The 22878-nt window shown below is 71.7% G+C and carries 22 protein-coding genes; 13 read left to right on the top strand and 9 right to left on the bottom strand.

What is annotated here, in order from left to right; genetic code table 11:
• Positions 1–3: 3 nt before the first annotated feature.
• From ACLNEE_RS00240 to maeA, 3 genes are read left to right on the top strand one after another with little or no spacing between them, the layout of a single operon-like run.
• Entirely contained in the window at positions 4–585 is a 582-nt protein-coding gene (locus tag ACLNEE_RS00240) for a hypothetical protein (RefSeq protein ID WP_411423838.1), read from the top strand.
• Positions 586–608: 23 nt separating this feature from the next.
• Positions 609–1052, top strand: coding sequence for a hypothetical protein (locus ACLNEE_RS00235; RefSeq protein ID WP_411423837.1), 444 nt, complete (start codon positions 609–611; stop codon positions 1050–1052).
• A 9-nt stretch (positions 1053–1061) separates the two neighbouring features.
• Positions 1062–3587 carry an oxaloacetate-decarboxylating malate dehydrogenase gene (gene maeA / locus ACLNEE_RS00230; RefSeq protein ID WP_411423836.1) on the top strand — a complete coding sequence of 842 codons (2526 nt, stop codon included), beginning with the start codon at positions 1062–1064 and terminating at the stop codon, positions 3585–3587.
• 11 nt (positions 3588–3598) lie between these two features.
• Here the strand turns inward: maeA and ACLNEE_RS00225 are convergent, their stop codons facing one another.
• Together ACLNEE_RS00225 and ACLNEE_RS00220 are read right to left on the bottom strand one after the other, a co-directional pair.
• Positions 3599–5647: a glycosyltransferase family 2 protein gene (locus tag ACLNEE_RS00225; protein WP_412006652.1), complete on the bottom strand. Its 2049-nt coding sequence runs from the start codon at positions 5645–5647 to the stop codon at positions 3599–3601.
• Positions 5647–6354, bottom strand: coding sequence for a DUF4079 domain-containing protein (locus tag ACLNEE_RS00220; protein ID WP_411424297.1), 708 nt, complete (start codon positions 6352–6354; stop codon positions 5647–5649). The genes ACLNEE_RS00225 and ACLNEE_RS00220 overlap by 1 nt, the downstream gene beginning before the upstream one ends.
• 273 nt (positions 6355–6627) lie before the next feature.
• Between ACLNEE_RS00220 and ACLNEE_RS00215 the strand changes: the two genes are divergently transcribed.
• Positions 6628–6927 carry a hypothetical protein gene (locus ACLNEE_RS00215; RefSeq protein WP_411424296.1) on the top strand — a complete coding sequence of 100 codons (300 nt, stop codon included), beginning with the start codon at positions 6628–6630 and terminating at the stop codon, positions 6925–6927.
• A gap of 106 nt (positions 6928–7033) precedes the next feature.
• Positions 7034–7273 (top strand): hypothetical protein, encoded by a 240-nt coding sequence (locus ACLNEE_RS00210; protein ID WP_412006651.1) that lies wholly within the window; start codon positions 7034–7036, stop codon positions 7271–7273.
• Here ACLNEE_RS00210 and ACLNEE_RS00205 read toward each other — a convergent pair.
• A complete protein-coding gene (locus tag ACLNEE_RS00205) occupies positions 7270–7887 on the bottom strand; it encodes a cysteine hydrolase family protein (RefSeq protein WP_411424294.1) in 618 nt (205 codons plus the stop codon). The genes ACLNEE_RS00210 and ACLNEE_RS00205 overlap by 4 nt on opposite strands.
• Before the next feature lie 53 nt (positions 7888–7940).
• Here ACLNEE_RS00205 and ACLNEE_RS00200 point away from each other — a divergent pair, with 53 nt between their 5' ends.
• Together ACLNEE_RS00200 and ACLNEE_RS00195 are read left to right on the top strand one after the other, a co-directional pair.
• Entirely contained in the window at positions 7941–9302 is a 1362-nt protein-coding gene (locus ACLNEE_RS00200) for a type I glutamate--ammonia ligase (RefSeq protein ID WP_411424293.1), read from the top strand.
• A 13-nt stretch (positions 9303–9315) separates the two neighbouring features.
• On the top strand, positions 9316–10470 hold the full coding sequence (locus ACLNEE_RS00195) for a DUF819 family protein (RefSeq protein WP_411424292.1): 1155 nt from the start codon (positions 9316–9318) through the stop codon (positions 10468–10470).
• Here ACLNEE_RS00195 and ACLNEE_RS00190 read toward each other — a convergent pair.
• On the bottom strand, positions 10413–12077 hold the full coding sequence (locus ACLNEE_RS00190; protein WP_411424291.1) for an NCS2 family permease: 1665 nt from the start codon (positions 12075–12077) through the stop codon (positions 10413–10415). The genes ACLNEE_RS00195 and ACLNEE_RS00190 overlap by 58 nt on opposite strands.
• 53 nt (positions 12078–12130) lie before the next feature.
• On the opposite strand from ACLNEE_RS00190, the gene ACLNEE_RS00185 reads away from it, so the two are divergent.
• The 4 genes from ACLNEE_RS00185 to ACLNEE_RS00170 are packed head-to-tail and all read left to right on the top strand — an operon-like array spanning position 12131 to position 15298.
• Positions 12131–12655 carry a hypothetical protein gene (locus tag ACLNEE_RS00185; protein WP_412006650.1) on the top strand — a complete coding sequence of 175 codons (525 nt, stop codon included), beginning with the start codon at positions 12131–12133 and terminating at the stop codon, positions 12653–12655.
• Between the two features lie 11 nt (positions 12656–12666).
• Positions 12667–13650, top strand: coding sequence for an ABC transporter ATP-binding protein (locus ACLNEE_RS00180; protein WP_411424289.1), 984 nt, complete (start codon positions 12667–12669; stop codon positions 13648–13650).
• Positions 13647–14477 carry an ABC transporter permease gene (locus ACLNEE_RS00175; protein ID WP_411424288.1) on the top strand — a complete coding sequence of 277 codons (831 nt, stop codon included), beginning with the start codon at positions 13647–13649 and terminating at the stop codon, positions 14475–14477. The genes ACLNEE_RS00180 and ACLNEE_RS00175 overlap by 4 nt, the downstream gene beginning before the upstream one ends.
• Positions 14477–15298 (top strand): ABC transporter permease, encoded by an 822-nt coding sequence (locus ACLNEE_RS00170; RefSeq protein ID WP_412006649.1) that lies wholly within the window; start codon positions 14477–14479, stop codon positions 15296–15298. The genes ACLNEE_RS00175 and ACLNEE_RS00170 overlap by 1 nt, the downstream gene beginning before the upstream one ends.
• Before the next feature lie 39 nt (positions 15299–15337).
• Here the strand turns inward: ACLNEE_RS00170 and ACLNEE_RS00165 are convergent, their stop codons facing one another.
• The gene (locus tag ACLNEE_RS00165; RefSeq protein ID WP_411424286.1) at positions 15338–16933 is read right to left on the bottom strand and encodes a glucose-6-phosphate isomerase; all 1596 of its coding nucleotides are present in this window, start codon (positions 16931–16933) and stop codon (positions 15338–15340) included.
• Positions 16934–17096: 163 nt separating this feature from the next.
• Here ACLNEE_RS00165 and ACLNEE_RS00160 point away from each other — a divergent pair, with 163 nt between their 5' ends.
• A complete protein-coding gene (locus ACLNEE_RS00160) occupies positions 17097–18008 on the top strand; it encodes a hypothetical protein (protein WP_411423368.1) in 912 nt (303 codons plus the stop codon).
• Positions 18009–18039: 31 nt separating this feature from the next.
• Here ACLNEE_RS00160 and ACLNEE_RS00155 read toward each other — a convergent pair whose 3' ends face one another.
• From ACLNEE_RS00155 to ACLNEE_RS00145, 3 genes are read right to left on the bottom strand one after another with little or no spacing between them, the layout of a single operon-like run.
• A complete protein-coding gene (locus ACLNEE_RS00155) occupies positions 18040–18912 on the bottom strand; it encodes an N-acetylmuramoyl-L-alanine amidase (RefSeq protein WP_411423367.1) in 873 nt (290 codons plus the stop codon).
• Positions 18909–20633: a M61 family metallopeptidase gene (locus tag ACLNEE_RS00150; protein ID WP_411423366.1), complete on the bottom strand. Its 1725-nt coding sequence runs from the start codon at positions 20631–20633 to the stop codon at positions 18909–18911. The genes ACLNEE_RS00155 and ACLNEE_RS00150 overlap by 4 nt, the downstream gene beginning before the upstream one ends.
• A 25-nt stretch (positions 20634–20658) precedes the next feature.
• Entirely contained in the window at positions 20659–21000 is a 342-nt protein-coding gene (locus ACLNEE_RS00145) for a DUF1257 domain-containing protein (protein ID WP_411423365.1), read from the bottom strand.
• Positions 21001–21007: 7 nt separating this feature from the next.
• Between ACLNEE_RS00145 and purN the strand changes: the two genes are divergently transcribed.
• A complete protein-coding gene (gene purN, locus ACLNEE_RS00140) occupies positions 21008–21697 on the top strand; it encodes a phosphoribosylglycinamide formyltransferase (RefSeq protein ID WP_412006648.1) in 690 nt (229 codons plus the stop codon).
• On the opposite strand, the gene argC is transcribed toward purN, so the two are convergent.
• Positions 21677–22741 carry an N-acetyl-gamma-glutamyl-phosphate reductase gene (gene argC / locus ACLNEE_RS00135; protein ID WP_411423363.1) on the bottom strand — a complete coding sequence of 355 codons (1065 nt, stop codon included), beginning with the start codon at positions 22739–22741 and terminating at the stop codon, positions 21677–21679. The genes purN and argC overlap by 21 nt on opposite strands.
• Positions 22742–22878 lie beyond the last annotated feature (137 nt).

Here is a 22878-nt window from a genome sequence, read left to right as displayed (position 1 = left end):
GCCATGACCCCACTGCAGCTCGCCACCCTCGGGGGCTGCGGCCTCAGGATCGGCGCCTACCCCGGCTTCAGCTACGACGCACGCGGCGGTGGTGGCCAGGCCCAGCTGGGCGTCAGCGGGAGCGACGGCCGATGCTCCGTGGTGTTCGACCCCGCCGGGCTGACCATCCCCCCGCTCACCTGGCGCACGACCCGGTTTCTGGGCCTGCCGCTGCCGCCGGGGCTGTGCATCGCCATCGAGGCCCAGGAACTGGCCGGCAGCCTCGACCCCCGCAGCGGCGGACTGGAGCTCCGCTTCACGGCCCTGTTCCATTGCAGCTTCGGGCGGATCTACCGGCCGCCGGCTCTGAGGATCGCCACCACCCTGGCCACGGGGAGGGCCACGGGCCAGCGCCACCGGGCCGAGGGCACCGCGCTCCAATCCGACGGCAGCGCCCTGCTCGTGGGGGTGGCGCGGGTGGAGCCCAGCGGCGACGCCTGGCTGGATCGCTTCCTGGGGCTGCCGGATGAGGCCCTGGCCGCTTTGCGTTGCCGGTTCAGCTGGCCGGATGGATCGTGCGCGGGCGATGGGCGTGCCATAACTTGAGGCGGCGGCAAGCGGTCGGCCCCATGCAGCGCAACCCGGTCCAGGACTTCCTGCTGTTCCTGGTCGGTGGCAGCCTCTTCGGCGCCGGCATCTTCCTGTTCACCAACCAGGTGATGGTGGGCTCGGCCCTGCGCTTCGGCCTCGGCCGGGGCGGCGGCTACGGCGCCTTCTTCACCGGCACCCTGGCCCGCGGCGTGGGCGATGGCTTCGGGCTGCTGATGCTGCCGCTGGGGGTGGGGGTCTGCCTTCTGTTCGCCGGCCGCTGGTCGAAGGCCGGCTGGTTCCTGATCTGGGCCTCCCTGGCCGCCGTCGGGGTGGGGGTGCTGCAGAGTCTGTTCTTCAGCTTCCGCGAGACCAGTCTCTGGAGCCTGCTCACCATGGTGGTCCTGATGGCGGCAGGCGGGGGTCTGATGTTCCGCTCCCTGGGCGGATACGACAGCGGCAACGGCCGTGGTCCGGACAGCTGAGCCATCCCGATGTTCTTTGAGATCCACCACGAGCTGCACTACCGCTACGGGCGGCCGGTGTTTCTCGAACCGCACACCCTGCGCCTCACCCCCCGCCAGGATGGGACCCAGCGGGTGCTGAGCCACACGCTCCAGCTGAGCGACCCCGCGGACGGCTGCTCCGTGGTGCTGGAGCCGGGGGGTGGGGACGCCACGGTCTGCTGGTTCAGCGACCTGCGCCAGCGGCTGTCGATCCGCTCGACCGCTGTGGTGGAGACCCTGCGGCAGAACCCGTTCGACTGGATCCTGACCGAGCCGGGGAGCCAGACCCTGCCCATGGCCTACCCCCCGGTCCAGGCCCAGGCCCTGGCCCCGTTCCTGGCAGGCGGCACCGGCGATCCCGTGGATGACACGGTCGCCCGCTGGGCGGCCGCCCTCGCCGCGGAGGTGGAGCACCGCACCACCGACGTCCTGATGCACCTGGCCGACCGCATCCACCACACCTTCCACCACGTGGGGCGCTTCGACGGGGAGCCCATGCCGGCGGCGGAGACCCTGGCCCAGCGGCAGGGGGCCTGCCGCGACACGGCCGTGCTCTACGTGGACGCGTGCCGCAGCCTCGGACTGGCGGCCCGTTTCGTCAGCGGCTACTCGATGCACCATCCACCGGAGGTGAGTGAGCACGAGCTGCATGCCTGGGCGGAGGTCTGGCTCCCGGGGGGCGGCTGGCGCGGATATGACCCCAGCCTGGGCCTGGCTGTGGCCGATGGCCACGTGGTTCTGGCGGCCACGGCCGATCACCGCCTGGCCGCCCCGGTGAGCGGCCATTACCGCGGCACCGGCGTGAGCTCCGAGTTCAGCTACACCACCAGGATCCGAGCCACCCCCTCGGAGCCCGACCGGCGCCGGGGGACGGCGGTGCTGGCGGATCCGCTGCTGAACCGGGACACGGGCTTCAGCCACCGGGAGCGCCGGGCCCTCGGGCTCGAAGCCCTGCTGCCGGCGGCGGTGGAGACCCTCGACGTGCAGGTGCAGCGGGTCTGGGAGGGCTTCTGCCGGCTGCAGGGCAGCCTGGAGCGCTTCACCTACCTGAGCAGGCTGCGCCGCAGCAATCTCACCCTCTTCCATGCCTTCCTGCGGGATCACGTGGAGGAGGCCCTGCCGGTGGTGTACACCCCCACCGTGGGGGCGGTGATCGAGGGCTTCGGCCATGCCCACCAACCACCCGACCTGGGTGTCTACCTGACGCCGGAGCACCAGGGGCAGCTCCCCGAACTGCTGCGCCAGGCGGCCCCGGGGCCGGTGGAGCTGGTGCTTGTCACGGACGGCGCTGGGATCCTCGGCCTCGGCGACCAGGGCGTCGGCGGCATCCAGATCTGCCAGGGGAAGCTGGCCGTGTACACCCTCTGCAGTGGACTGCACCCGGGCCGCGCCCTGGCCGTGACCCTTGATGTGGGGACCGACCGGGCCAGCCTGCTGGAGGATCCCCTCTACCCCGGCCTGCGCCGCCCGCGCCTGGGCGGCGAGGCCTACGACGCCTTCGTGGACGCCTTCGTCGCCGCCGTGGCGGAGGTGTTTCCCGGGGCCTTCCTGCACTGGGAAGACTTCGGCAACCGTCAGGCCCGCCGGCTGCTGGAACGCCACCGCCAGCAGCTGCCGAGCTTCAACGACGACATCCAGGGCACCAGCGGCGTGGCGGCGGCGGCCGTCCTGGCGGCCTGCCAGGGGCTCGGCCAGGAGCTCACCCAGCAGCGGATCGTCATCTTCGGGGCGGGAACGGCCGGCTGTGGCATCGCGGACCGGCTGGTGCGGCTCCTCGAGGCCGCGGGGCTGGAGCCGGCCGAAGCCCGCGCCCGCCTCTGGGCCATCGACCGGGCCGGATTGCTCATCGAGGGGGAGCCCGACATCCCGCCGGCGGCCCAGACCTTCGCCCGCCCCGCCGCCGAGCGGGGCCTGTTCCAGGCGGGCGGCGACGGGGGGATCGGCCTGCTGGAGGTGGTCCGGCGGGTGCGGCCCACGGTGCTGATCGGCACCTCCACCGTCCGCGGCGCGTTCAGCCGCGAGGTGGTGGAGGCGATGGCGAGCGCCACCCCCCGGCCCGTGATCCTGCCGCTCTCGAACCCCACCAGCCTCGCCGAAGCCACCCCGGCCGACCTGCTGCAGTGGACCGATGGGCGGGTGCTGGTCGCCACCGGCAGCCCCTTTGCGCCGGTGCCGTGGGAAGGCGTGCCCCGGGTGATCGGCCAGTGCAACAACTGCTTCCTCTACCCGGGCCTCGGCTTCGCCTGCGTGGCGGTGGGGGCCAGGCAGGTGACCGACGAGATGATCGATGCGGCCCTGAAGGCCCTGGCGGCGGCCATTCCCGCCGCCCGCGACCCGGGCCAGCCCCTGATGCCGCCCCTCTCCGAGGTCCGCGCCGTGTCCCGCGCCGTGGCGGAAGCGGTGGCGGTCACAGCGGTGGAGCAGGGGCTGGCGCGGCTGGCCGCCAGCCCCGCCGAGGCGCTCGCCTGCCTGGATCGGGCCAGCTGGGAGCCGAGCTACCCGCCCCTGGACTAGGCCCCAACGCCCTAGGCCGCCAACTGCTGAAGCGTGGACGCCCTCCGGGCGGGGATGGCACCGAGCCGGATCGGCAGCAGGCTGCGCCGAAACCAGCCTTCGGGGGGAACCGGTCGGAACAGCCTGCCGACCAGCACGGCCAGGGCCAGCGGTTCGGACGGAGCCCGCCGCACCGGCCACAGGCCCGGTCGGCGGTACAGCAGCTCCTGCAGGGCCTCGCGCTGCCGAGAGGTCAGGGGGCCCCAGCAGCAGCCGATCCGGTCGCCCCGGGTGAGCGCCACCGTCACGGGCCAGGCGGCGGGATCCGTCTCCGACGACTCCGACGACTCTGACGACTCCACCAGCACCAGGGACAGCCGCAGCACCTGACCGGGCTGCAGACGCGCGGCCGTCCCGGCTGCCCCCGTCAGCTCGACACCCTCTTCACTGATCGCCTGCAGCCGAACCGGTCGATCGGCCAGCCGCGCGATCAGCGCAGCCTCCCCAGCCTCGGTGGCCACCGCGAACCAGGGCACGTCGGAGTGCCGCGGACGGTCCCAGCAGGTGCGGATCGCCAGCAGCAGGAGCAGGCCATTGAGCAGCCCCCAGCTCACCCCCAGCGCCAGGGCACCGCCCGCCAGGGGCGGCAGGGGGCGCATGGCCGTGGCCGGGCTCGGGGCGAGCAGGTGCACCAGGGCCAGCAGCTGCAGGGTGAGCAGGGTGAGCAGGGGCAGGAGCAGCCGCGGATCGGGGCCCAGCTGCCGTCCCGTGGCCAGGGCCTTGGGCGTGACATGGAAGTGATCCGGCCGGTTCAGGGTCGTGCGCGCCAGGGCCCCGATCAGGGGCACAAGAAAGATCCAGCGGTAGAGCTCGGGCAGGATCGCGGTCCGGGCCTGGCCACTGAACCAGCGGGCCAGCAGCAGCTGCGCCCCGTAGAACGGCAGGGCCTGCTGCAGCAGACCGGCGGCGGTGAACTGGAGGGGCGCCACCCCCAGCACCCCGATGCTCAGCGGCATCAGGGAGAGCACCAGCTGGGGCAGGGCATTGAACCAGTGCAGGATCCCCTCCAGGAAGGCCAGCCGCTGGAGGGGATTCAGTCCCGGGATGGTGAGAGGGTTGGCCCGCGTGCGCAGGGTCTGCAGCGTGCCGCTGGCCCAGCGGCAGCGCTGGCGGGCCATGGCGGCGGCGGTGAAGGGAGCCAGGCCGGCGCTGAGCTTCTCCGGCACGAACAGGCAACGCCATCCGGCGGCGGTGATCCGGATGCCCGTGGCCAGGTCCTCGGAGGGGGTGGCCGTCTCGAAACCGCCCACCGCCAGCAGGGCCTCTCGCCGCACCACGAAGGAGGTGCCGGCGCACACCACGGCCCCGACCCCCTGACGGACCGGCTCGACCCAGCGGTAGAAACTCTCCTCGTCGGGCATCAGCCAACGCTCCAGCCGCAGGTTGCGCATCACCGGATCCGCGTTCATGTAGGTCTGGGGGGTCTGCACCAGGCCCACCCGATCGTCGTCGAAGAGGCCCACCGTGCGGGAGAGGAACCCCGGGAGCGGCACCACATCGGCGTCGAACACGGCGATCAGCTCGCCGCCCAGACCGGGGAGGGCGTGGTTGAGGTTGCCGGCCTTGGCGTGGTCCCGGGCCTCCCGGCTGCGGTAACGGCAACCGAGCTCCGCGCACAGCTCACGCAGCTCGGACCGGGCCCCATCGTCCAGCAGCCAGACGGTGAGGAGGGGATAGTCGAGGGCGTTGCACCCGCGCAGACAGCGTTCGACCACGGCCAGCGGCTCGCCATAGGTCGGCACCAGCACATCCACGGCGGGGAGGCGCTCCGGCTGCAGCCGGCAGCGGCGCTCCAGCAGTGCGGCGGCATGGGCGCAGCGGTCGGTCAAGCCGGGATCCGGGGCCAGGCTGAACAGGAGCTGCAGAAAGCCGTGGGCCAGCAGCCAGACCTCGGCCACCAGCATCGTCAGACTCACACTGCCGGTCAGCACGCCATCGAGCACCAGGGTGCTGGTCACCCGCCAGTGCAGATAGCGGCCGGCCAGGACGGCCAGCAGCAGGACCGCCCAGGGGAGGCGCATCAGGTTCCGGGGGGAGGAACGGGAGCGGCCGGAGGACAGACCTGCCGCTGGAAATCACAGGCGTAGACCGCGGGTTTCTGCCAGCTGAGCGGGATCTCCAGCAGATCCCGGGGCCCGCTGATTCCCTGGGCCAGGAAGATCAGGGCGGCCAGGATGTTGGCTGAGAGGTGAAGCCTGCGCCAGCGCAGCTGGCGCAGGATCTCAGGCCGTGCCGCCACCGAGAAGAGCATCAGGCCGGTCAGCCCCATCCCTCCCCAGAAATGGGACTGCCAGAAGGCCGGCTCCAGGGGGTTGTCGCTGAGTCGCCAGACTTCCGGCTGCAGGCCGAGGCCGAGCACCCCGGCGAAGCAGAGCAGGGCGAAGGCGGCGCGGTAGGCCGCCTGCCTGACGCGCCAGAGGGCCAGCAGGGCGGCCACGGTGCCGGCCAGCACCAGCAGGAGCAGGGCGGCACGGCCGGGGCTGAGCGCCGAAGGCACCTTGGTGACGATCACCACCGCGAAGGCGACCAGCTCGATGCCGACCACCGCCGCCGCCAGCCAGCGGCCCAGATCGGCATGGTCCGTACCGACGCTGGGGGGGTGCTTCACCTTGGCGATGCGGCGCTGGCGGGTCTGCTGGGCCAGCCGCAGCACCATGCCGAGCAGGGGATAGACCAGCACGACCGCGAGAGCGGGATGGATGATCCAGAGCCAGTCGATGCTGGTCATCGGAGAGCGATCACGCGGAGGGCAGCGAAGGGATCGGGCTGAAGGGTGGGCCGTGCAGGCAGGGTGCCCAGGGGAACGCGGGGCAAGCAGCGGGGCGAGAAGCGAGGCGGCATCGCGCCGGAGCTGGTGCCGTGGAATCCACGCTAGTCAGTACCGCCGTGGCGGCCGGAAGGTTTTCCCATGGGAGAGCCCTGACACAACAGGCGGTTGGTGTGGATCGACACCGCTGCCGGGACGGGGGCTCGGAACCCTTGGCCCAGCGGCTGCCCCTCCATGCTCAGTCCCCAGGTACGGCTTCGGCTCCACGCGGTTCTGCGGCGGATCGCAGCGGGAGAACCGGTGAGCCTCCAGGAACGGATCGAGCTCCAGAAGCACGCCGATCGCCATCCCACCGTGGCGGGTTGGCTGCGGCGGGCGCGGCGCGAGCAGCAGGGCGCACCGCTGGATGGCCTGGATCGCCTGCTGCGCGATCTGGATCTGGGCAGTGCGGATCCCGAACCGGGCCCCCGGCGTGACCCCGATGACCTCGGCGACTGGTTCTCGGGGGCACCGGGATGGTTGCGGCGCAGTTGATCCGGCCCGGTCTGCAGCCCCCGGAGGGCAACTGTGTCAGTCGCCCCCCGGGGGCTGGGCGGAAGCGCCGATCCCACCAGAATTGCCCCAAGCCAGAGCCAACGTGATGTCCCCTAGCACCATCCCGAACGCGTTCCGTGCCAGCGCGAAGGCCTCCAGCAGCAGCGACCTGTGCGTCGGCACGCTCTTCCTCGAGGCCCTGCTCACCGGGGTGATCACCCCGGGCGAACTGCAGTGGGTGACCAGCCACCAGCAGCAGTTCAACCGGGTGGAGGAAGCCACCGCCATCCGGCTGGGCCGGCTGCTCGACACCGGCCGGATCCAGCTGGGCTGCCGGCTCGGCTAGGGGGCCGCCGGCAAGAGCCGCGCCAAGTCGTCGACCGCCAGCAGGTGGGCATAGCCGCGGAAGCACTCCAGCGCCTGCTGGTGACGCTCCAGGCTCTCGGCCATGCAGGCATCCGTGAGGCAGAGCACCCGGTAGCCGCGATCGGCGGCATCCTTGACGGTGTGGTCGATGCACTGGTCGGTGAGCAGGCCGATCACCACCAGAACCTCGATGCCGATGTTGCGCAGCAGGTAGTCGAGCGTCGTGGAGCTGAATGGCGAGGAGGAACTCTTCGGCAGCACCAGCTCATCGGCCAGGGGAGCCAGCTCGGCGATGACCCGGGTGGCCGGGGAACCGGGGGCGAACCCCATCCCGCAGCGCTTGTAGTCGAAGCTGCGATCCCGCCCATCGGCCGTGAGATCGGCGATCACCGTGTGGATCACCTCCAGGGACGCCCCCCGGGCGAGGGCCAGGGCACGGCGGGCCGCCGGCAGGGTGCGCTGCCGCACCAGGGCATCGAACTGCGGCCGCGGACGCGGCTGGGAGCTGCCGCAGGTGCCCTCCTGAAGGTCCACCAGCAGCAGGGCGGTGCGGGCGGGATCGAGACGCGGAAGGGGATCGACAGCGGGGTCCATGCGCGCGGACGGAGGCGCACCCACCATGGTGAGAGGACAGATCGGCTCCGGCCATGGCTGACGCCCCCCTCGACCTGGCGGCTCTCGAACGGGAGCTGCGGCACAGCGGTCTGCGGCGTCTGGCCATCAGCTGGGTGAACCATGCGGGCGCGACCCTGGTGAAGGTGGTGCCGATCGGCGCGCTGGCCGCCGCGGCTCGGGTCGGAGTCGGGTTTTCGCCGGTCTCGGACGCCTTCCGCAGCGATGGGGTGATCGATCCGGCCCATGGCCTGGCCCGCCCCGATGGCGACCTGCGGCTGGTGGCCGACCTGGAGGCCCTGACCTCCCTGGAGGCCAGCAGCGGCTGGGCCTGGGCGCCGGGAAACCGACGCCATCGGGATGGGACCCCTTACGCCGGTGATCAGCGCAGCTGCTGCCAGCGCCTTCAGCGGCAACTGGAGCACAACGGCCTGACCGTGCAGGCGGGTTTTGAACTGGAGTGGATGGTGGGTCTCCCAACGGCAGAGGACCGGGCGCTGGAGGCCGTGATGGCAGGGGGCCCCTACGGCGCCGACCGGCTGGTGGAGGGACTGGACTACGCCGCCGCGATCGGCGATGCCTGCGACAGCGCCGGACTCCCCTGGCTCCAGTTCCACCCGGAATACGGCCGGGGCCAGTTCGAGCTGTCCCTCGCGCCGGGCAGCCCCCTGGAGGCTGCCGACAGGCTCGTGCTGGCCAAGTTGCTGGTGCAGCGCGTCAGCCGCCGGTTCGGCTGGCACTGCAGCTTCAGTCCGAAACCGATGGCCGAGCTGGTCGGCAACGGCGGCCACCTCCACCTCAGTGTCCGCCGCCACGGTGACCCGCTGCTCCAGGGCGGCAGCGGACCAGGGGGGCTGTCGGAGGCTGGGGCCTCGCTGCTCGGTTCCCTGCTGGAGCACCTGCCGGCGCTGCTGCCCCTGGCCTGCAACCATCCCGTCTCCTTCCGACGCCTGGCCCCGGGCAGCTGGTCGGCACCGTTCCAGGCATGGGGCATCGAGAACCGGGAAACCGCCCTGCGCCTGGTGCCGGCCGGCGGCGATGGGGCCGCTGCCCACCTCGAGCTCAAGGTCGCCGACCTCACTGCGAACCCCTACCTGCTGCTGGGGGCTGTGCTGGCGACGGTGGCGGAGGGGCTGGCCACGAGCTACCCGCTGCCGGAGCCCATCGAAGGGGATCCCGCTCGCCTGGGCGCCGAGGCCCCACCCCGGCTGCCGGCCGGCCTGGCCGAAGCCAGTCAGGCCTTCGGCCGCAGCAGCCTGCTGCGGGCGGCCCTGGGGGAAACGCTGCACGGCTCGCTGCTGGACTCGCAGCAGGCCGAGTGCCGCAGGGCCGAGGGGTGGGACGACGACACCCTGCTGGCCGCCAGCCGCTGGTGGCCCATCGTGGGAGGCCTCTAGGCCAGCCACGGGCATGGTGCTCTCCCTCCTGCTGATCGCCCTGCTCACGGCCGTGGGCTGGTGGCTGGCGGAGCACACCCCCGTGGGGCGGCAGCTGGGGATGACCCTGCTGGTGCTGTTCCTCGGCCTGCTGACCACCAACCTGCTGGGTTGGCGGCCGGAGGCGGCAGCGGAGGGGTGGATCAACGGTCCCCTCACGTCGCTGGCCATTGCCCTGTTGCTGCTGGCCGTCGATCTGCGTCGGGTGTGGCCCGGTGCCCAGCGGTTGCTGCAGCCTTTCAGCGTGGCCGTGGTCGCCACCGTGGCCGGCACGGCGCTCGGAGCCTGGCTGTTGGCCCCCCAGCTGGGAGGGGATCTGCCTGCCCTGAGCGGGCTGTTCACGGCCACCTTCAGCGGGGGGAGCCTCAACTTCGTCTCGGTGGCCCGCACCCTGAACCCCCCGCAGGAACTGGTGCTGATCGCCACCGCGGCCGACCACGTGGTCTTCAGCGTCTGGTTTCTGATCAGCCTGGGCCTGGGCCGCCGCAAGGACCGCCTGGCCGGATCGGCAGCGGCGGTGCCACGGCCCGGGCCTGAAGAGGCCGCGGCGCACCCGGGCTGGCAACGGCTGGAGGCCCAGCCTCGCCAGCTGCTCAGCCGCCAGGGTGCCGTCGCCCTGCTCTGGGGGGTGGGGGTGGTGCTGGTCAGCGACCTGCTCACCGGCTGGGCCCAGATCCTCTGGCCCGGACTGCCCGCCATCCTCGTGCTCACCAGCGTGGCGCTGCTGGCCGCCCAGCTGCCAGCCGTGGCCCGCAACGGCCTGACCTACCCCTGCGGCCTGCTGCTGATCCAGCCGTTCTTCACCGTGATCGGTCTGAGCTCCCCCGTGGCGGGGCTGCTGGGGGAGGGCCGCTGGGTGCTGCTGCTGGCCACCCTGATCGTGGCCGTTCAGGGCGTGGTGGTCCTGGTGCTGGGTCGGTATCTCGGCTGGGGGTTGGTGGAATCCCTGGTGGGATCCCAGGCCGCCGTCGGCGGGCCCAGCACCGCCCTGGCCCTGGGAAGCGCCCTGCGCCGCCCCGACCTGGCGCTGCCCGCCGTGGCCATCGGCCTGCTGGGCTACCTGGTGGGGACCTACCTGGGCCTTGCCGTGGCGGCTGGCCTGGCCGGGGTGGCCGGGGTGGGCCCCTGATCAGGCGGACGCCTACCGATCCCCCGACGGCGCTGCCAGAGCGCCGTGAGCAGCAGCACCAGGGCCATCGCGCCGTACCCCGCCGCCCAGGGGCTGCCCGCTCCCCAGCCCAGCGACAGCACGGTGTCGGCCTGGTCGAAACGCCAGGCGTGGATGATTCCGAACCACGCGGCCAGGGCCGCCACCGCAGCACAGAGCGCGGCAGCCAGGAAGCGCTGCTCGATCACGTACACCAGCAGAGCCGCCAGCAGCATCGCCGTGATGATCAGGCCCTGCTCCAGCGCGAAGACCCCGCTGGCCCAGACGTCCGCCCTCTCCAGGGGCGGCAGCAGGGCGGGCCCGAACGGCAGGGCCTGGGTGCCGGCCCCGGCGGCACGCAGACCGGCCTTGAGCATCAGGGCACCCCAGCCGGCCAGGCCCGGCAGCATCCCCAGCACGACGGCCGGAGCGTGGTGGCGCGGGGTGGCCTGGAAGGCCTGCGCTGCCATCACGACCCCCAGGTAGAGCACGATCGCCATGCCGGCCTCGATCGGCACCAGCTCGCCGATCACGCCGAAGGCGCCGGCCAGGCAGGCGGCTCCCATCACGAGGCCGTTGACCCAGGAATAGCCGAGCCGGGCCCCCATCGCCTTCCAGCCGGGATGGCCGATGTAGAGGGTGGTGGGGAAGCAGGAGCCGAACAGCGCCGCCGCCACCGTGCCGATGCCGTTGATCAGCAGGGAGGAGCGCACGGGGTAGGTGTCGCCGGCCGCCGCCGCACTCTCCAGGTTCTGCAGGGAGCCGATCACGTTGAACAGCCCCATCGGCACGATCACGCCGAGCCAGGGGAGCAGTTCGCTGCGGGCTGACCAGAGGGCGCCCAGCTGCAGCCGCGGCAGGTGCAGACCGAGCTGCTGGGTGGCCTGGCGCCAGCTGAGCGGATCCACCGTGAGCAGTCCGCTGCTCCAGGCCAGGGCGATGCCGAGCAGCACGGCCACCAGCCCCCCGGGCAGGGGGAGGCGAACCCCGCCGAAATACACCACCAGGATCACCGCGAGCACGGCCAGACCCACCAGGGGCTGGGCATAGGTGCGCAGCAGGAAACCCAGGGCGATGTAGCCGAGGGCGATGCCGGCCAGCGTCGAGAGAAGGGCCGCCCGGGGCAGCCAGCGCTGGAGCAGATCGGCCACGAAGGCGCCGCCGACCTCGATCAACCCCGACCCCAGGCAGGCCATCAGGCCCGCTTGCCACGACAGGGTGACGGCCGCCTCCGGGCTCAGTCCCGCCGCCAGCGCCGCCAGCTTCACCGGCAGCATCACCAGGAACACGTAGGCGAACAGGCTCACGGTGTTGATGCCGTAGGGCAGCGCGGTGCGCCCCGAACCACCCTCGCGCTGATCCAGCCGGTAGGCCTGGCGGGCGTAGGCGAGATTGCCCACGACCAGGCTGATCCCCGTGGCCGGCAGCACGGTGCCGAAGACCAGGGCGTCGGGATAGCCGAGCAAGCCCCGGCAGAGGCCCAGGATCAGCAGGATCTGGATGAGATTGTCGAGGCCCAGACCCAGCAGACCGTCGAGATCGCCGCTGACCCACCAGCGGGGGCCTGGCCGCGTTGGGATCGGGGCCATGGCAGGGGGTCGGGTGCGGCCCCCAGAATGGCTCCAGAACCCCAGGCTGCGCCATGGTCCGCCCCACCGAGCAGCTCAGGCCCTCCCAGCGCGCCCTGTTGCGGATCGTCTGCTGGGTGGCCTGGGCCGATGGCGACTTCGCCGAGGAGGAGCGCCAGCTGCTGGAGCGGATCGTCGCCGACACCATGCCGGAGGCGGCCAGCCCGATCCTGGCGGCGGATGCCGCCGCCCGCCTCGCGGGAGAGAGCCCCGATCCGCGGGCGCTGGAGCACCTGGTGGGGATGCTGGAGTCCGACGACCAGCGCCAGCTCGCCCTCAAGCTGGCCTATCAGATGGTGAACGCCAGCCGGACGGCCGGGGAACCCTCGGCGGTGAACCTGCAGGAGAAGCTGGCCTACCGGCGCCTGGTGGACGCCCTCGGGCTGGATGAGCAGGCCGTGCAGGAGGCCGAGTGGGCCGCCCGGCAGGATCTGGGTACCGGCAGCAGCGCCTTCGACCTGCTGGCCAGCGGCCTGATGGGGCTGGGAGCCTGGCCGAGCGCCGACATGCTCGGCGTCTCGATGGGGCACTGGTTCTGAACGGCGACGCGATGCCGATCATCGAGGCCCGGGCGCTGAGCAAGACGTTCCGGGTGGCCGACAAGCGTCCCGGCCTGGGGGGAACGCTGCGCCACTTCCTGCGCCGCCGCTACCGCGATGTGGCGGCGGTGCGGGAGGTGAGTTTCGCCATCACGCCGGGGGAGGTGGTGGGGTTCCTGGGCCCCAACGGCGCCGGCAAGACCACCACGCTGAAGATGCTCACCGGGCTGATCGAGCCGAGTGGGGGCCGGGTCGCCGTGGCCGGCTGCGTGCCCTTTCGCCGCCAGGAGCGTTTCCTGCAGCAGATCACCCTGGTGATGGGCAACCGGCAGCAGTTGATCTGGGACCTGCCCGCCCTCGACTCCTTCCGGGTCAATGCGGCGGTCTACGGGATTCCGGACCGGGTGGCGGAGCGGCGGATCGCCCAGCTGGCCGAGATGCTCGAGCTGGGGGAGGAGCTGCGACGCCCGGTGCGCAAGCTGTCGCTGGGGCAGCGCATGAAGGCCGAGCTGCTGGCGGCGCTGCTGCACGAGCCGGCGGTCCTGTTCCTCGACGAGCCGACCCTGGGCCTGGATGTGAACGCCCAGGCCCGGGTGCGGGACTTCCTGGCCGATTACAACCGCCGCACGGGCGCCACGGTGCTGCTGACCAGCCACTACATGGGAGACATCACCGCCCTCTGCCGCCGGGTGCTGCTGATCCACGAGGGCCAGCTGTTCCACGACGGATCGCTGGAGCGCCTCACCCAGGAGCTCGCGCCGCACCGGGAGGTGCGCCTGGAACTCCAGGACCTGCAGCCGGCCGGGACCTTCGAGGCCTATGGGGTGGTGGAGAGTCACCAGGGCCACCAGGTGCGGCTGCGCATTCCGCGGGAGCAGCTCACCGAACGGGTCGCGGCCCTGCTGGGACGCTTCGCCGTGGTGGACCTGGAGGTGGCGGACCCGCCGATCGAGCAGCTGATCGGCGAGCTGTTCCGGCGGGAGGCGGCGGCTTGAGGCCCGGGCAGCGCGGGCTGCCGAGCCGTGGTTGGCGGCCTGGCCGCACCTGGCGCATCGCCCGGGTGCTGCTCGAGACCCAGTACGCCTACATGCTCGAGTACAGGGCCGAAATCGCCCTGTGGGCCCTCTCCGGAGTGCTCCCCCTGATCATGCTCGGCGTCTGGAGCGGCTCCGGAGCGGCCGCCGCCGCGGGCCTGGGGCCCGAACGGCTGGGGCCCTACTTCCTGGCGGCCTTCCTGGTGCGTCAGTTCACGGTGGTGTGGATGATCCACGTCTTCGAGGAGGACACCCTGCAGGGCAAGCTCTCCCCTTACCTGCTCCAGCCCCTGCTTCCCCTGTGGCGCTACCTGAGTGCCCACCTGGCCGAACAGGCCACCCGCGTGCCGTTCGTGGCGGTGATGCTGCTCGGGGTGGCCCTGGTGGCCCCGGGGATGCTGCGGGTGCCCCGCCCCGAGGCGCTGGTGCTGGGGGTGCTCGCGATCGGCGCGGCCTTCCTGCTGCGCTTCCTGCTGCAGACGCTCACCGCCATGGCCTGCTTCTGGACGGAACGGGCGGCGGCGCTGGATCGGTTGCTGATGATTCCCTACCTGTTTCTCTCCGGCCTGGTGGCCCCCCTGGAGACCTTCCCGCCGCTGATGCGCCGGATCGCCATGGCCACGCCGTTTCCCTGGATGGTGGATTTCCCCGCCCGGCTGCTGGCGGGCGAGCCGGTGCTCGCCCGCGAGGGGTTCGGCGCGATCGCCCTCTGGTGTCTGGCGCTGCTGCCGCCGATCGCCTGGCTCTGGCGCCGGGGCCTGCGGCGCTACGGCGCCATGGGGGCCTGATGGCGGGCCCCGGCCGCCTGGCCCGCTACGGCCGCAGCCTGCTGCGCTTCTGGAGCACGTCCCTGCAGGCGGAACTGGAATATCCCGCCAACTTCTGGATCGAGGCCATCGCGGTGCTGGGCAACCTCGCCGGCAGCGTGTTCGTGCTCGGCCTGCTGTTCGGCGGGGCCGACCAGGACCCGGCAGCGCGGCTGGGCGGTTGGAGCTGGCACCAGGCCCTGGTGGTGCTGGGGCTCTACACGCTGCTGGATGGCCTCACCAGCTGCGTGCTCCAACCCAACCTGAGCAGGATCGTGGGTCATGTGCAGAACGGCACGCTGGATTTTGTGCTGCTGAAGCCCGTGGACAGCCAGTTCTGGCTCTCCGCCCGGATGTTCTCGCCCTGGGGCGTGCCGGGGATCGCCGCAGGGCTGGGGCTCAGCCTCTGGGCCGCCGGCAGGGCCGGCGCCAGCTGGGAGGCCTGGGCCGTGGGTCTGGCGGCCCTGATGCTGGTCAGCAGCGCCGTGATCCTGTACAGCCTGTGGTTTTTGCTGGCGGCGCTCAGCATCTGGTTCGTGAAGATCTGGAATGCCACCGAGGTGCTGCGCTACACCCTGGTGGCCGGCCGCTATCCGGTGAGTGCCTACCCGCCGGCCCTGCGGCTGGTGTTCACCTTCGTGCTGCCGGTGGCCTTCCTCACCACGGTGCCCGCCGAAGCCATCCTCGGCCGGGCCTCCGTGCCCTGGACCCTGGGGGCCATGGCGATGGCGCTGATCGCCGCCCTGGCCAGCCGCTGGTTCTGGCGCCATGCCCTGCGGTACTACACCTCCGCCTCAAGTTGAAGGGATCGACTGAGCCGATCAACGCAAGGGATCGGGCACTCAGACCCGGGCGAAGGCCAGCGAAGCCGGCTCTGCCCAGCTCCCGCTGACCCGGTAGGCCGGGTCATTGGCACTGAGATGGCGCAGGATCCAGAAGAGCGGCTCGGGATCGGCGGTCTGCAGCTCCTGCCCCAGGGCCTCGAGGGTGCGGGGGGCGCCATCGGCCAGCAGTCCCTCGAGCCGGCCCTGCAGGTCGAGGATGGAGGCGGCGGCGAGTTTGCCCGCCTCGACCCCCGGCTGGTCGTAGGCATTGACGTTCACCAGTTCGGCGTAGAGGCCCACGGCCCGCTCGAACAGGGCAACGAGAGCACCAAGGCTGCGGGCGTCGAAACGGCGCAGGGTGATGGTGAGACTCTGGCGACCGCTTTCCATCAGGGCCGTTCGTGTGCCCTGCAGGAACCCCTCGAGCACATCGCCGGGCCGCTCGCCCGCCAGGGCGGGGATGTCGGCCGGATCATCGAGAGCCTCGATGAAACTCACGAAGAAGTTGTCGACCCCATCCCGCAGCTGCTGCACATAGGCGTGCTGGTCGGTGGAGCCCTTGTTGCCGTAGACGGCGATGCCCTGATTCACGACCTGACCATCGCGGCTGAGCTTCTTGCCCAGGCTCTCCATCACCAGCTGCTGCAGGTAGCGGCTGAACACGGCCAGGCGGTCGCGGTAAGGCAGCACGACCATGTCGCGCTGGCCGCGCCCATGGCCGGCCACATGCCAGGAGGCCGCGAGCAGGGCCGCGGGATTGGCGGTCAACGCGGCGGCGCGGGTCGCGGCGTCCATGGCGGCGGCGCCGTCGAGGAAGGCGCGCAGGTCGGTGCCGGTCAGGGCAGCCGGCAGGAGTCCGACGGCGCTGGTGATGCTGGTGCGACCACCCACCCAGTCGAACATGTCGAAGCGGGCCAGCCACTGCTCGGCTTCGGCGAGTCGGTCGAGCCGGCTGCCGACCATCGTGACGGCCACAGCCTGACCGGCCCAGCGACCGCCGCGCTGCTCCAGGCGGGCGCGGACCTGCTCCATGGCGATCCGGGGCTCCGGGGTGCCGCCGGACTTGCTGACCACGATCACCAGGGTCGTGCCGAGCCGGTCATCGAGGCGGCCGAGGATGCGGCTGATCCCCTGGGGATCGACGTTGTCGATGAAATGGAAGGGCAGACCCTGGCCCTCGGCCTGGAGGGCTTCGATCACCAGCAAGGGCCCGAGGCCGGAGCCGCCGATGCCGATCCAGAGCACATCGGTGAAGGTCCCACCGCCGGGGGCCTGCAGCCCTCCGGCCAGCACCTGGTGGCCGAAGGCCTCGATCCGGTCGATTTCGCCGGCGATGTGGCCGGCGGTCTCGGCATCGGGGGCGAGCTCCGGGGTCCGCAGCCAGTAGTGGCCGACCATCCGCTGCTCGTCCGGGTTGGCGATGGCACCGGATTCCAGGGCCGCCATGGCCGCGAAGGCCTTGGCGAAGGCGGGCTGCATCCCCTCGATGTCCCGCTGGTTCAGGGCCATCCGGCTCACGTCGAGCCAGAGCCCCAGCCCCTCGTCGTACCAGAGCAGATCACAGAAGCGCGCCCACCGGGTGGCGGGATTGGAGCCATCGAAATCGGCGGGCATGTCCTCGGCTTCGGGGCCGTCCGTGAACGGCTGTTCTCTCGCAGGAAACCTAGGGCTGACCCCGGCCAACCTCCAGAAGTGGGGCCGGCCGATGGACCGTTCCGCCTGGCGGGAACAATCTGGAAATCCTTCTTAAGATGCAGGAACTTCTCGATAGGTATTTGTGCCCCCTCTCGCCGCTGTGGGGAAACCCTTCTCCCTGCTGCCGGTCCGCCTCGGACGGGGACCCGGGCGGCGGGGACTGGGGCGCCCGGAACGGAGGCCGGCGCTGCCGAAGCGAGTGGCGCTGCCGAGGCGGGTGGGGCTGGTGATGGCCCTGGCCCTGGTGGCCGCCCTTCCCGTCAACCGAGGGCCGGAGCCGCAGACGCCGTCCCGCCTCCAGCACGGGGCGCAGGCACCCCTGCTCCACCCCTCCACGCCCGGTGAGGGGGGCGACCCGCTCCAGTTCTCCGCCAGCGAACTCCAGGAGCTGCAGCGTCGTTTCGGGGTGCATGGTCCCCAGCCGCGGATCGCCCAGCTGTTCACCAGCGGCATCGACCAGCTCCAGCCGCTGCGGAACCACACCCTGGCCCGCATCGAGGAACTGCGGCCCACCATCCTGAGCGAATCCGCCCGTCAGGGCATCAACCCGATGCTGGTGACGGCGGTGCTGTTCGATGAGATGCGGCATGCCAAGCCGGGTGAGGACCTGCCGCTGGCCGCCCATTCGGGACTGTTCAGCACCCACGGTCCGGCCCAGCTCGGCCTGGGCGAGATGGTGCACCAGGGTCTGCTGAGTCCCGAGGCCTCCCCCGAGGAGATCGTGGAGGCCCGCCGCCAGCTGCTCGACCCCAGGCAGAACATCAGCCTGCTGGTGGGCAAGTTCGCCCGGCTCAGCAAGGCACTGGGGCTGCCTCCGGGCCGGGTCCTCCAGGCCAGCGCCAGCCCGCGGGAGGCCAAGGCCCTGGCCACCCTGGCCTATCTCCACAACGGCAAGCTCGACTATCCCCGGCGCATCCTGCGCTCGATGCAGGACCCCGAACTCCACGCCATGCTCTACGGGCTGCGCCGACCGCCCGTCTCACCGCTCATCTGAAGCGGAGCCCCAGCCGGAGGGGGCCAGCTGCTCAGCACAGGCTTCCCAGCGTGGCCAGCCTGCTCTCCAGGGCCTTCCAGTCAAAGCTGCGGGGATCGGCCCGCTCGCCGCCCAGATCCACCGCCCGGTGGGTGGTGATGTGGTCCGGGGGGATGGGGAAGCGTTCCATCCAGTCGGCCAGCAGCACGGCCAGGGCGTCGTACTGGGCTGCGGTGTAGCCGCTGTGGCGCGGGCCGTCGTCCTCCCCATCCAGGGGCGTCTCGAGGCTGATGTGCAGCGCGAAGTTGTTGACCGAGCCGCCCACCTCGGGATTGGTGACCACCCACTGGCCCCGGAAGGCGGAATTGCCGGCGCCGAAGGCCCGCTGGCTCGGATCCAGCAGCTGCACCACCTTGCCGTCCAGGCCGATCAGGGCGTGGTAGCTGACCTGGTCCTCATCCCTGGGGTGGGGGGTGAGGAAGGTGTTGATCGCGGAGCCGATGCCGTACACGGTCTCGTGCAGCACCACCACCCGGGGGGTGGGATCGAGCGGGTTGCCGAAGGCATCCCGGCTGAAGCGCTTGCCGTAGTTGGTGGGATCGATCCGCACCCGCACCGGGGCGCTGCGCAGCTCGGTGAGCAGGGTCTGAAGCCGCTGTCTGCGGCCCTGGTCCCCGCCCGGCGGGCAGCTGCGGCGCAGGGGTGAGGCCCAGGCTCTGGATCCGGGGGGGGATGGGGCATTGCGGCGACCCGGCTTCGGAGCCATCGGGGGTTGGCGCACCTCCTCCAGCAGTTCGAGCAGGGAGGCCTGACCCCGGCGCCCTTCGGAGTTGGAGAGGTCACGAGCCAGCCAGCCAATGCCGCCGAGGCCGAGGATGCCGGAGGCCAGCCCTGCCAGGACAAGCGGCTGTCGGCGCAGGGTCATGGCAGCTCCAGGGTGAGCCAGCGGCGACGCCGCTCCGCCGCCGCCTCGGAGGCCTCGGGATCGCAGACGAGGCTCCAGTGGTCCACGGCCGGCGGCTCCGGCAGCAGCCGGGTGGTGCGCACCTGACCGTCGCGGCTGTAGAGCACGGTGCGCGCAACAGGCGGGCGGTCCGGCGGGAGCAGGGCCGTGAGATCCTCCGGCTGGCGAAGCCTCCACCCGTCCAGGGCCAGCAGTTCGTCGCCCACCGTCAGCCCAGCGCTCTGGGCAGGAGCGTCACGCACGAGACGCTGCAGCGTCAAGCCCTGCGGTGCGGCCTGCAGCTGCCAGCCCACCCACTGGAGCGGTGCGGTGGCGGGCTCGAGCTTCAGCCCGACGAAGCCCAGGGCGGACGCGAGCGGGGGATCCTCCAGGCCGCGCAGCCAGGCCGGCAGCAGCAGCTGCAGATCGGGGGCCTGCGCTGCGAAGGCGGCCACCAGATCCTCCTCGTGGTAGCCCCGGCCGGCCGCCCCCAGGCGGCGCCAGAGGTCGCGCAGCACCACGGGCAGGGCACTGCCGTGACGGCGCAGGTGCAGGTCCAGCACCAGGGAGAGCACCGCCCCCTTCAGGTAGTAGCTGATCTGGTTGTTCGGGGCATGGGCATCGGCCCGGTAGAGCTTCACCCAGGCTTCCTCGCCGCTCTGGCGCAGGCTCTGCACCCGGCGCCCCGGGGTGAGCAGGTAGCGGCTCAGGTCGCTGGCGAGATCGCGCAGCACCTCCTCTTCGCTGCAGCACCCCGCGGCGTGGGGCAGCAGCTGATCCACATAGCTCGTGACTCCCTCAGCAAACCAGAGGGTCGGGATGACCACGGGCCGGCTGTAGTCGTAGGGGATGAGTTCGGCCGGCCGCAGCCGCCGCACGTTCCACTGGTGGAGGTATTCGTGGGCCACCAGCTGGAGCAGCTTGCGGCGGCCATCGGGCTGGGCCAGGCGCCGGCGTCCGTACTGGAGCACCGTGCTGGCGTCGTGCTCGAGGCCGCCGTAGCCGTTGTCGTTGAGGTGGAGCACGAACAGGTAGTGGTCCGCCGCCGGCCTCTCGACCCCCATCAGGCGGCAGCAGGCCAGGCACACCTGCTCCACATCGGCCAGCCAGCCGGGATCCTCCGCGACCGGATCGGCCCCACCCAGGGTGCGGCCCCAGCTGACCCAGCGGTGGGGCACGCCGGCCACACCGAAGGAGTGGGCGGCATGGGGACCGACCTCGATCGGGGTGTCGACCAGCTGGTCGAAATCGCGGGCAGTCCACCCCCCGTCCGGGTCGGCGGGCAGGGGCACGAAGGGCTGCCAGCCCTCGGGCAGGCACAGCCGCAGCCGATGGGGGCTCCAGCGCTCGCCCTCGAGCTCCAGCGCCACCGCGGCCAGGGCCAGGAAGCCATGGTCGGCGTCGCAGTGGCAGGTGCGCACGGTCAGATCCTTGGCCAGGATCCGGTAACGGATCTCCACCGGCTCCAGGCTGGGCAGATCCAGCTGCCAGGCACTGGTGCCCGTGCGCCTCACGGGCAGGATGCGCTCCTGCTGGGTGACCTCCAGACCCTCCAGCTGGCTGACGTAATCGCGGATCAGGTAGGAGCCTGGAGTCCAGGCGGGAAGGGAGAAGCGGAGGCAGGAACGGCGGGGGCGGTGCTGAAGCCGGACAGTCACCTGATGGGACAGGGCACCGAGGAAATCGAATTCGAAGGCCGGCAAGGACGACAGGGGCACCGCAGCAGGGTCAGGGGCTGACGCTCACGTGGGCATCCGTGAACTGCTCGGCCGCGGCGAGGGCCATGCGGGCGGCATAGCCGCGGGTGATGCACCCCAGCAGCTCCTGCAGGGAACGGCTGCGGCTGATCTTCTGAAGATCCCCGACCAGCGCCAGGGTTCCATCAACCTGGCGGGTCCAGCCCAGGGCGAGATCGTCCTCCAGAGCCACCTGGAGCAGCACCGGCTGGCGTTCGCCGCCGAAACCCGCGAGGCTGCCCCCCCGGATGGGCGTCAGGCCGAGGGCCCGCAGGCTGGCGGCCAGGCCCTCGGTGTCACGCAGCACCGTTGGCAGGATGGAGAGATGGGACATGGACCCGATGCCCGCTTTGACCGACCCTAGCGATCACGGGCCCAGCATCCAGTGGCCGTTGCCACCGCAGGAACCGGCGGATTCGCTCCACCAGGGCCGACCGCTTCGGCTCGGGGTGATGGCCTCGGGGGAGGGCAGCAACTTCGAGGCCCTGGTGAACGCGGCCCGGGCGGGCGGGCTGGCCGCCGAGATGGCCCTGCTGGTGGTCAACAACCGGGGCTGCGGCGCCCAGGTCCGGGCGGAACGGCTCGGGGTGCCCTGCCGGCTGCTCGATCACCGCGAACAGCCGAGCCGCGAGGCCCTCGACCGGGCCCTGATCGAGGCCTTTCGCCAGGCGGCGGTGGATCTGGTGGTGATGGCCGGATGGATGCGGATCGTCACGCCGACCCTGATCCAGGCCTTCCCGGACCGGCTGGTGAACATCCACCCCTCCCTGCTGCCCAGTTTCCGCGGCATGGATGCGGTGGGGCAGGCCCTGGCGGCCGGCGTGAAACTGAGCGGCTGCACGGTGCATCTGGTGAGCGAGGCCGTCGACGCCGGTCGGATCCTGGTGCAGGCCGCGGTGCCCGTGCTTCCCGGCGACAGCCACGCGCAGCTCGCCGCCAGGATCCGCCGCCAGGAACATCGGATCCTGCCCCTGGGGGTGCGGCTGGCAGCCCGCGACCTGGACCGCGCCCTAGGGGTAGAAGGGCAGTAGGGGGAGGCCCGTGGTGGCGGCGAGGCCCGCCATCAGGTTGAGGCACTGCACCCCCTGGCCGGCCTGGCCCTTCACCAGATTGTCGATGGCACCCATCACGATCAGCTGGCCGGTGCGGGTATCGGCCTGCACGCCGATCAGGGCACGGTTCGTCTGACGCACCCACTTGGTGGAGGGGTAGGTGCCGACGGGCAGCACCTCGACACAGGGGGCGTCGCGGTAGGCCGTGCGGATCAGCGTGGAACAGTCGTCGGCGGTGAGACCCGGATCCCGCAGGCGGCAGTACACCGTGGCCAGCAGGCCGCGCACCATCGGCACCAGGTGGGGGGTGAACTGCAGCTGGATGGGCTGGCCGGCCACCTGGCTGGCGATCTGCTCGATCTCGCTGGTGTGACGGTGGCCGACGACGCCGTAGGGGGCGATCGCCTCGGAGGCCTCGGCCAGCAGCAGGTGCTCCTTGGCCGCCCGCCCGCCGCCGCTGGTGCCGGTCTTGGCATCGATGACGATGCCCGATGGCTCGATCAGTCCCTGCTTGAGCAGGGGCAGCAGACCGAGCAGCGACGCGGTGGGGAAGCAGCCGGGGGCGGCGACCAGCCGGGCGCTGCGGATCCGCCGCTCCTCCCACTCCGGCAGGCCGTAGACCGCCTCGGCGCAGAGATCCTCGTCGCCGCGGTTGAGGGCCAGGGCTTCACTGCTGTAGACCTCCTTCCAGGTCTGCAGGGAGCGGTAGCGGTAGTCGGCAGAGAGGTCCACCACCCGCACGCCGCGGGTCAGCAGAGCGGGCACGAGCTGGGCGGCCAGGCCGTTGGGCAGGCTCAGCACGGCGAAGTCGGCGGCCGCGGCGATGGCGTCCGGGTCCGGGTTCTGCACCACCGGATCGCCGGGCAGGGGCAGGAAGGGGGTCAGCTCGCTCCAGCGCTTGCCGCTGCTGCGCTCCCCGCCCAGGAAGGTGACGCTCAGGTCCGGATGGTCGTGCAGCAGCCGCAGGGTCTGGAGACCGCCATAGCCACTGGCACCGATCACCGCAACGCGCTTGCTGGCCATGGCGAAGCCCCGGAGGGGAGTACGTCCCGGGCTTTATAAAGGATGATTGCGCCCGGGTCCTTCGGCCCCACCGCCCGCGTTGACCCTTCTGCGCAACCAGTCGTCCGCCAGCACCGGGTCCACCCCGCCGCCGGGAT

This window comes from Aphanothece stagnina RSMan2012, assembly GCF_046764815.1.
GTDB lineage: Bacteria > Cyanobacteriota > Cyanobacteriia > PCC-6307 > Cyanobiaceae > NIES-981.
The sequence above is the reverse complement of the archived record's forward strand: the minus strand, read 5'-3'. Positions and strand labels throughout refer to the sequence as shown.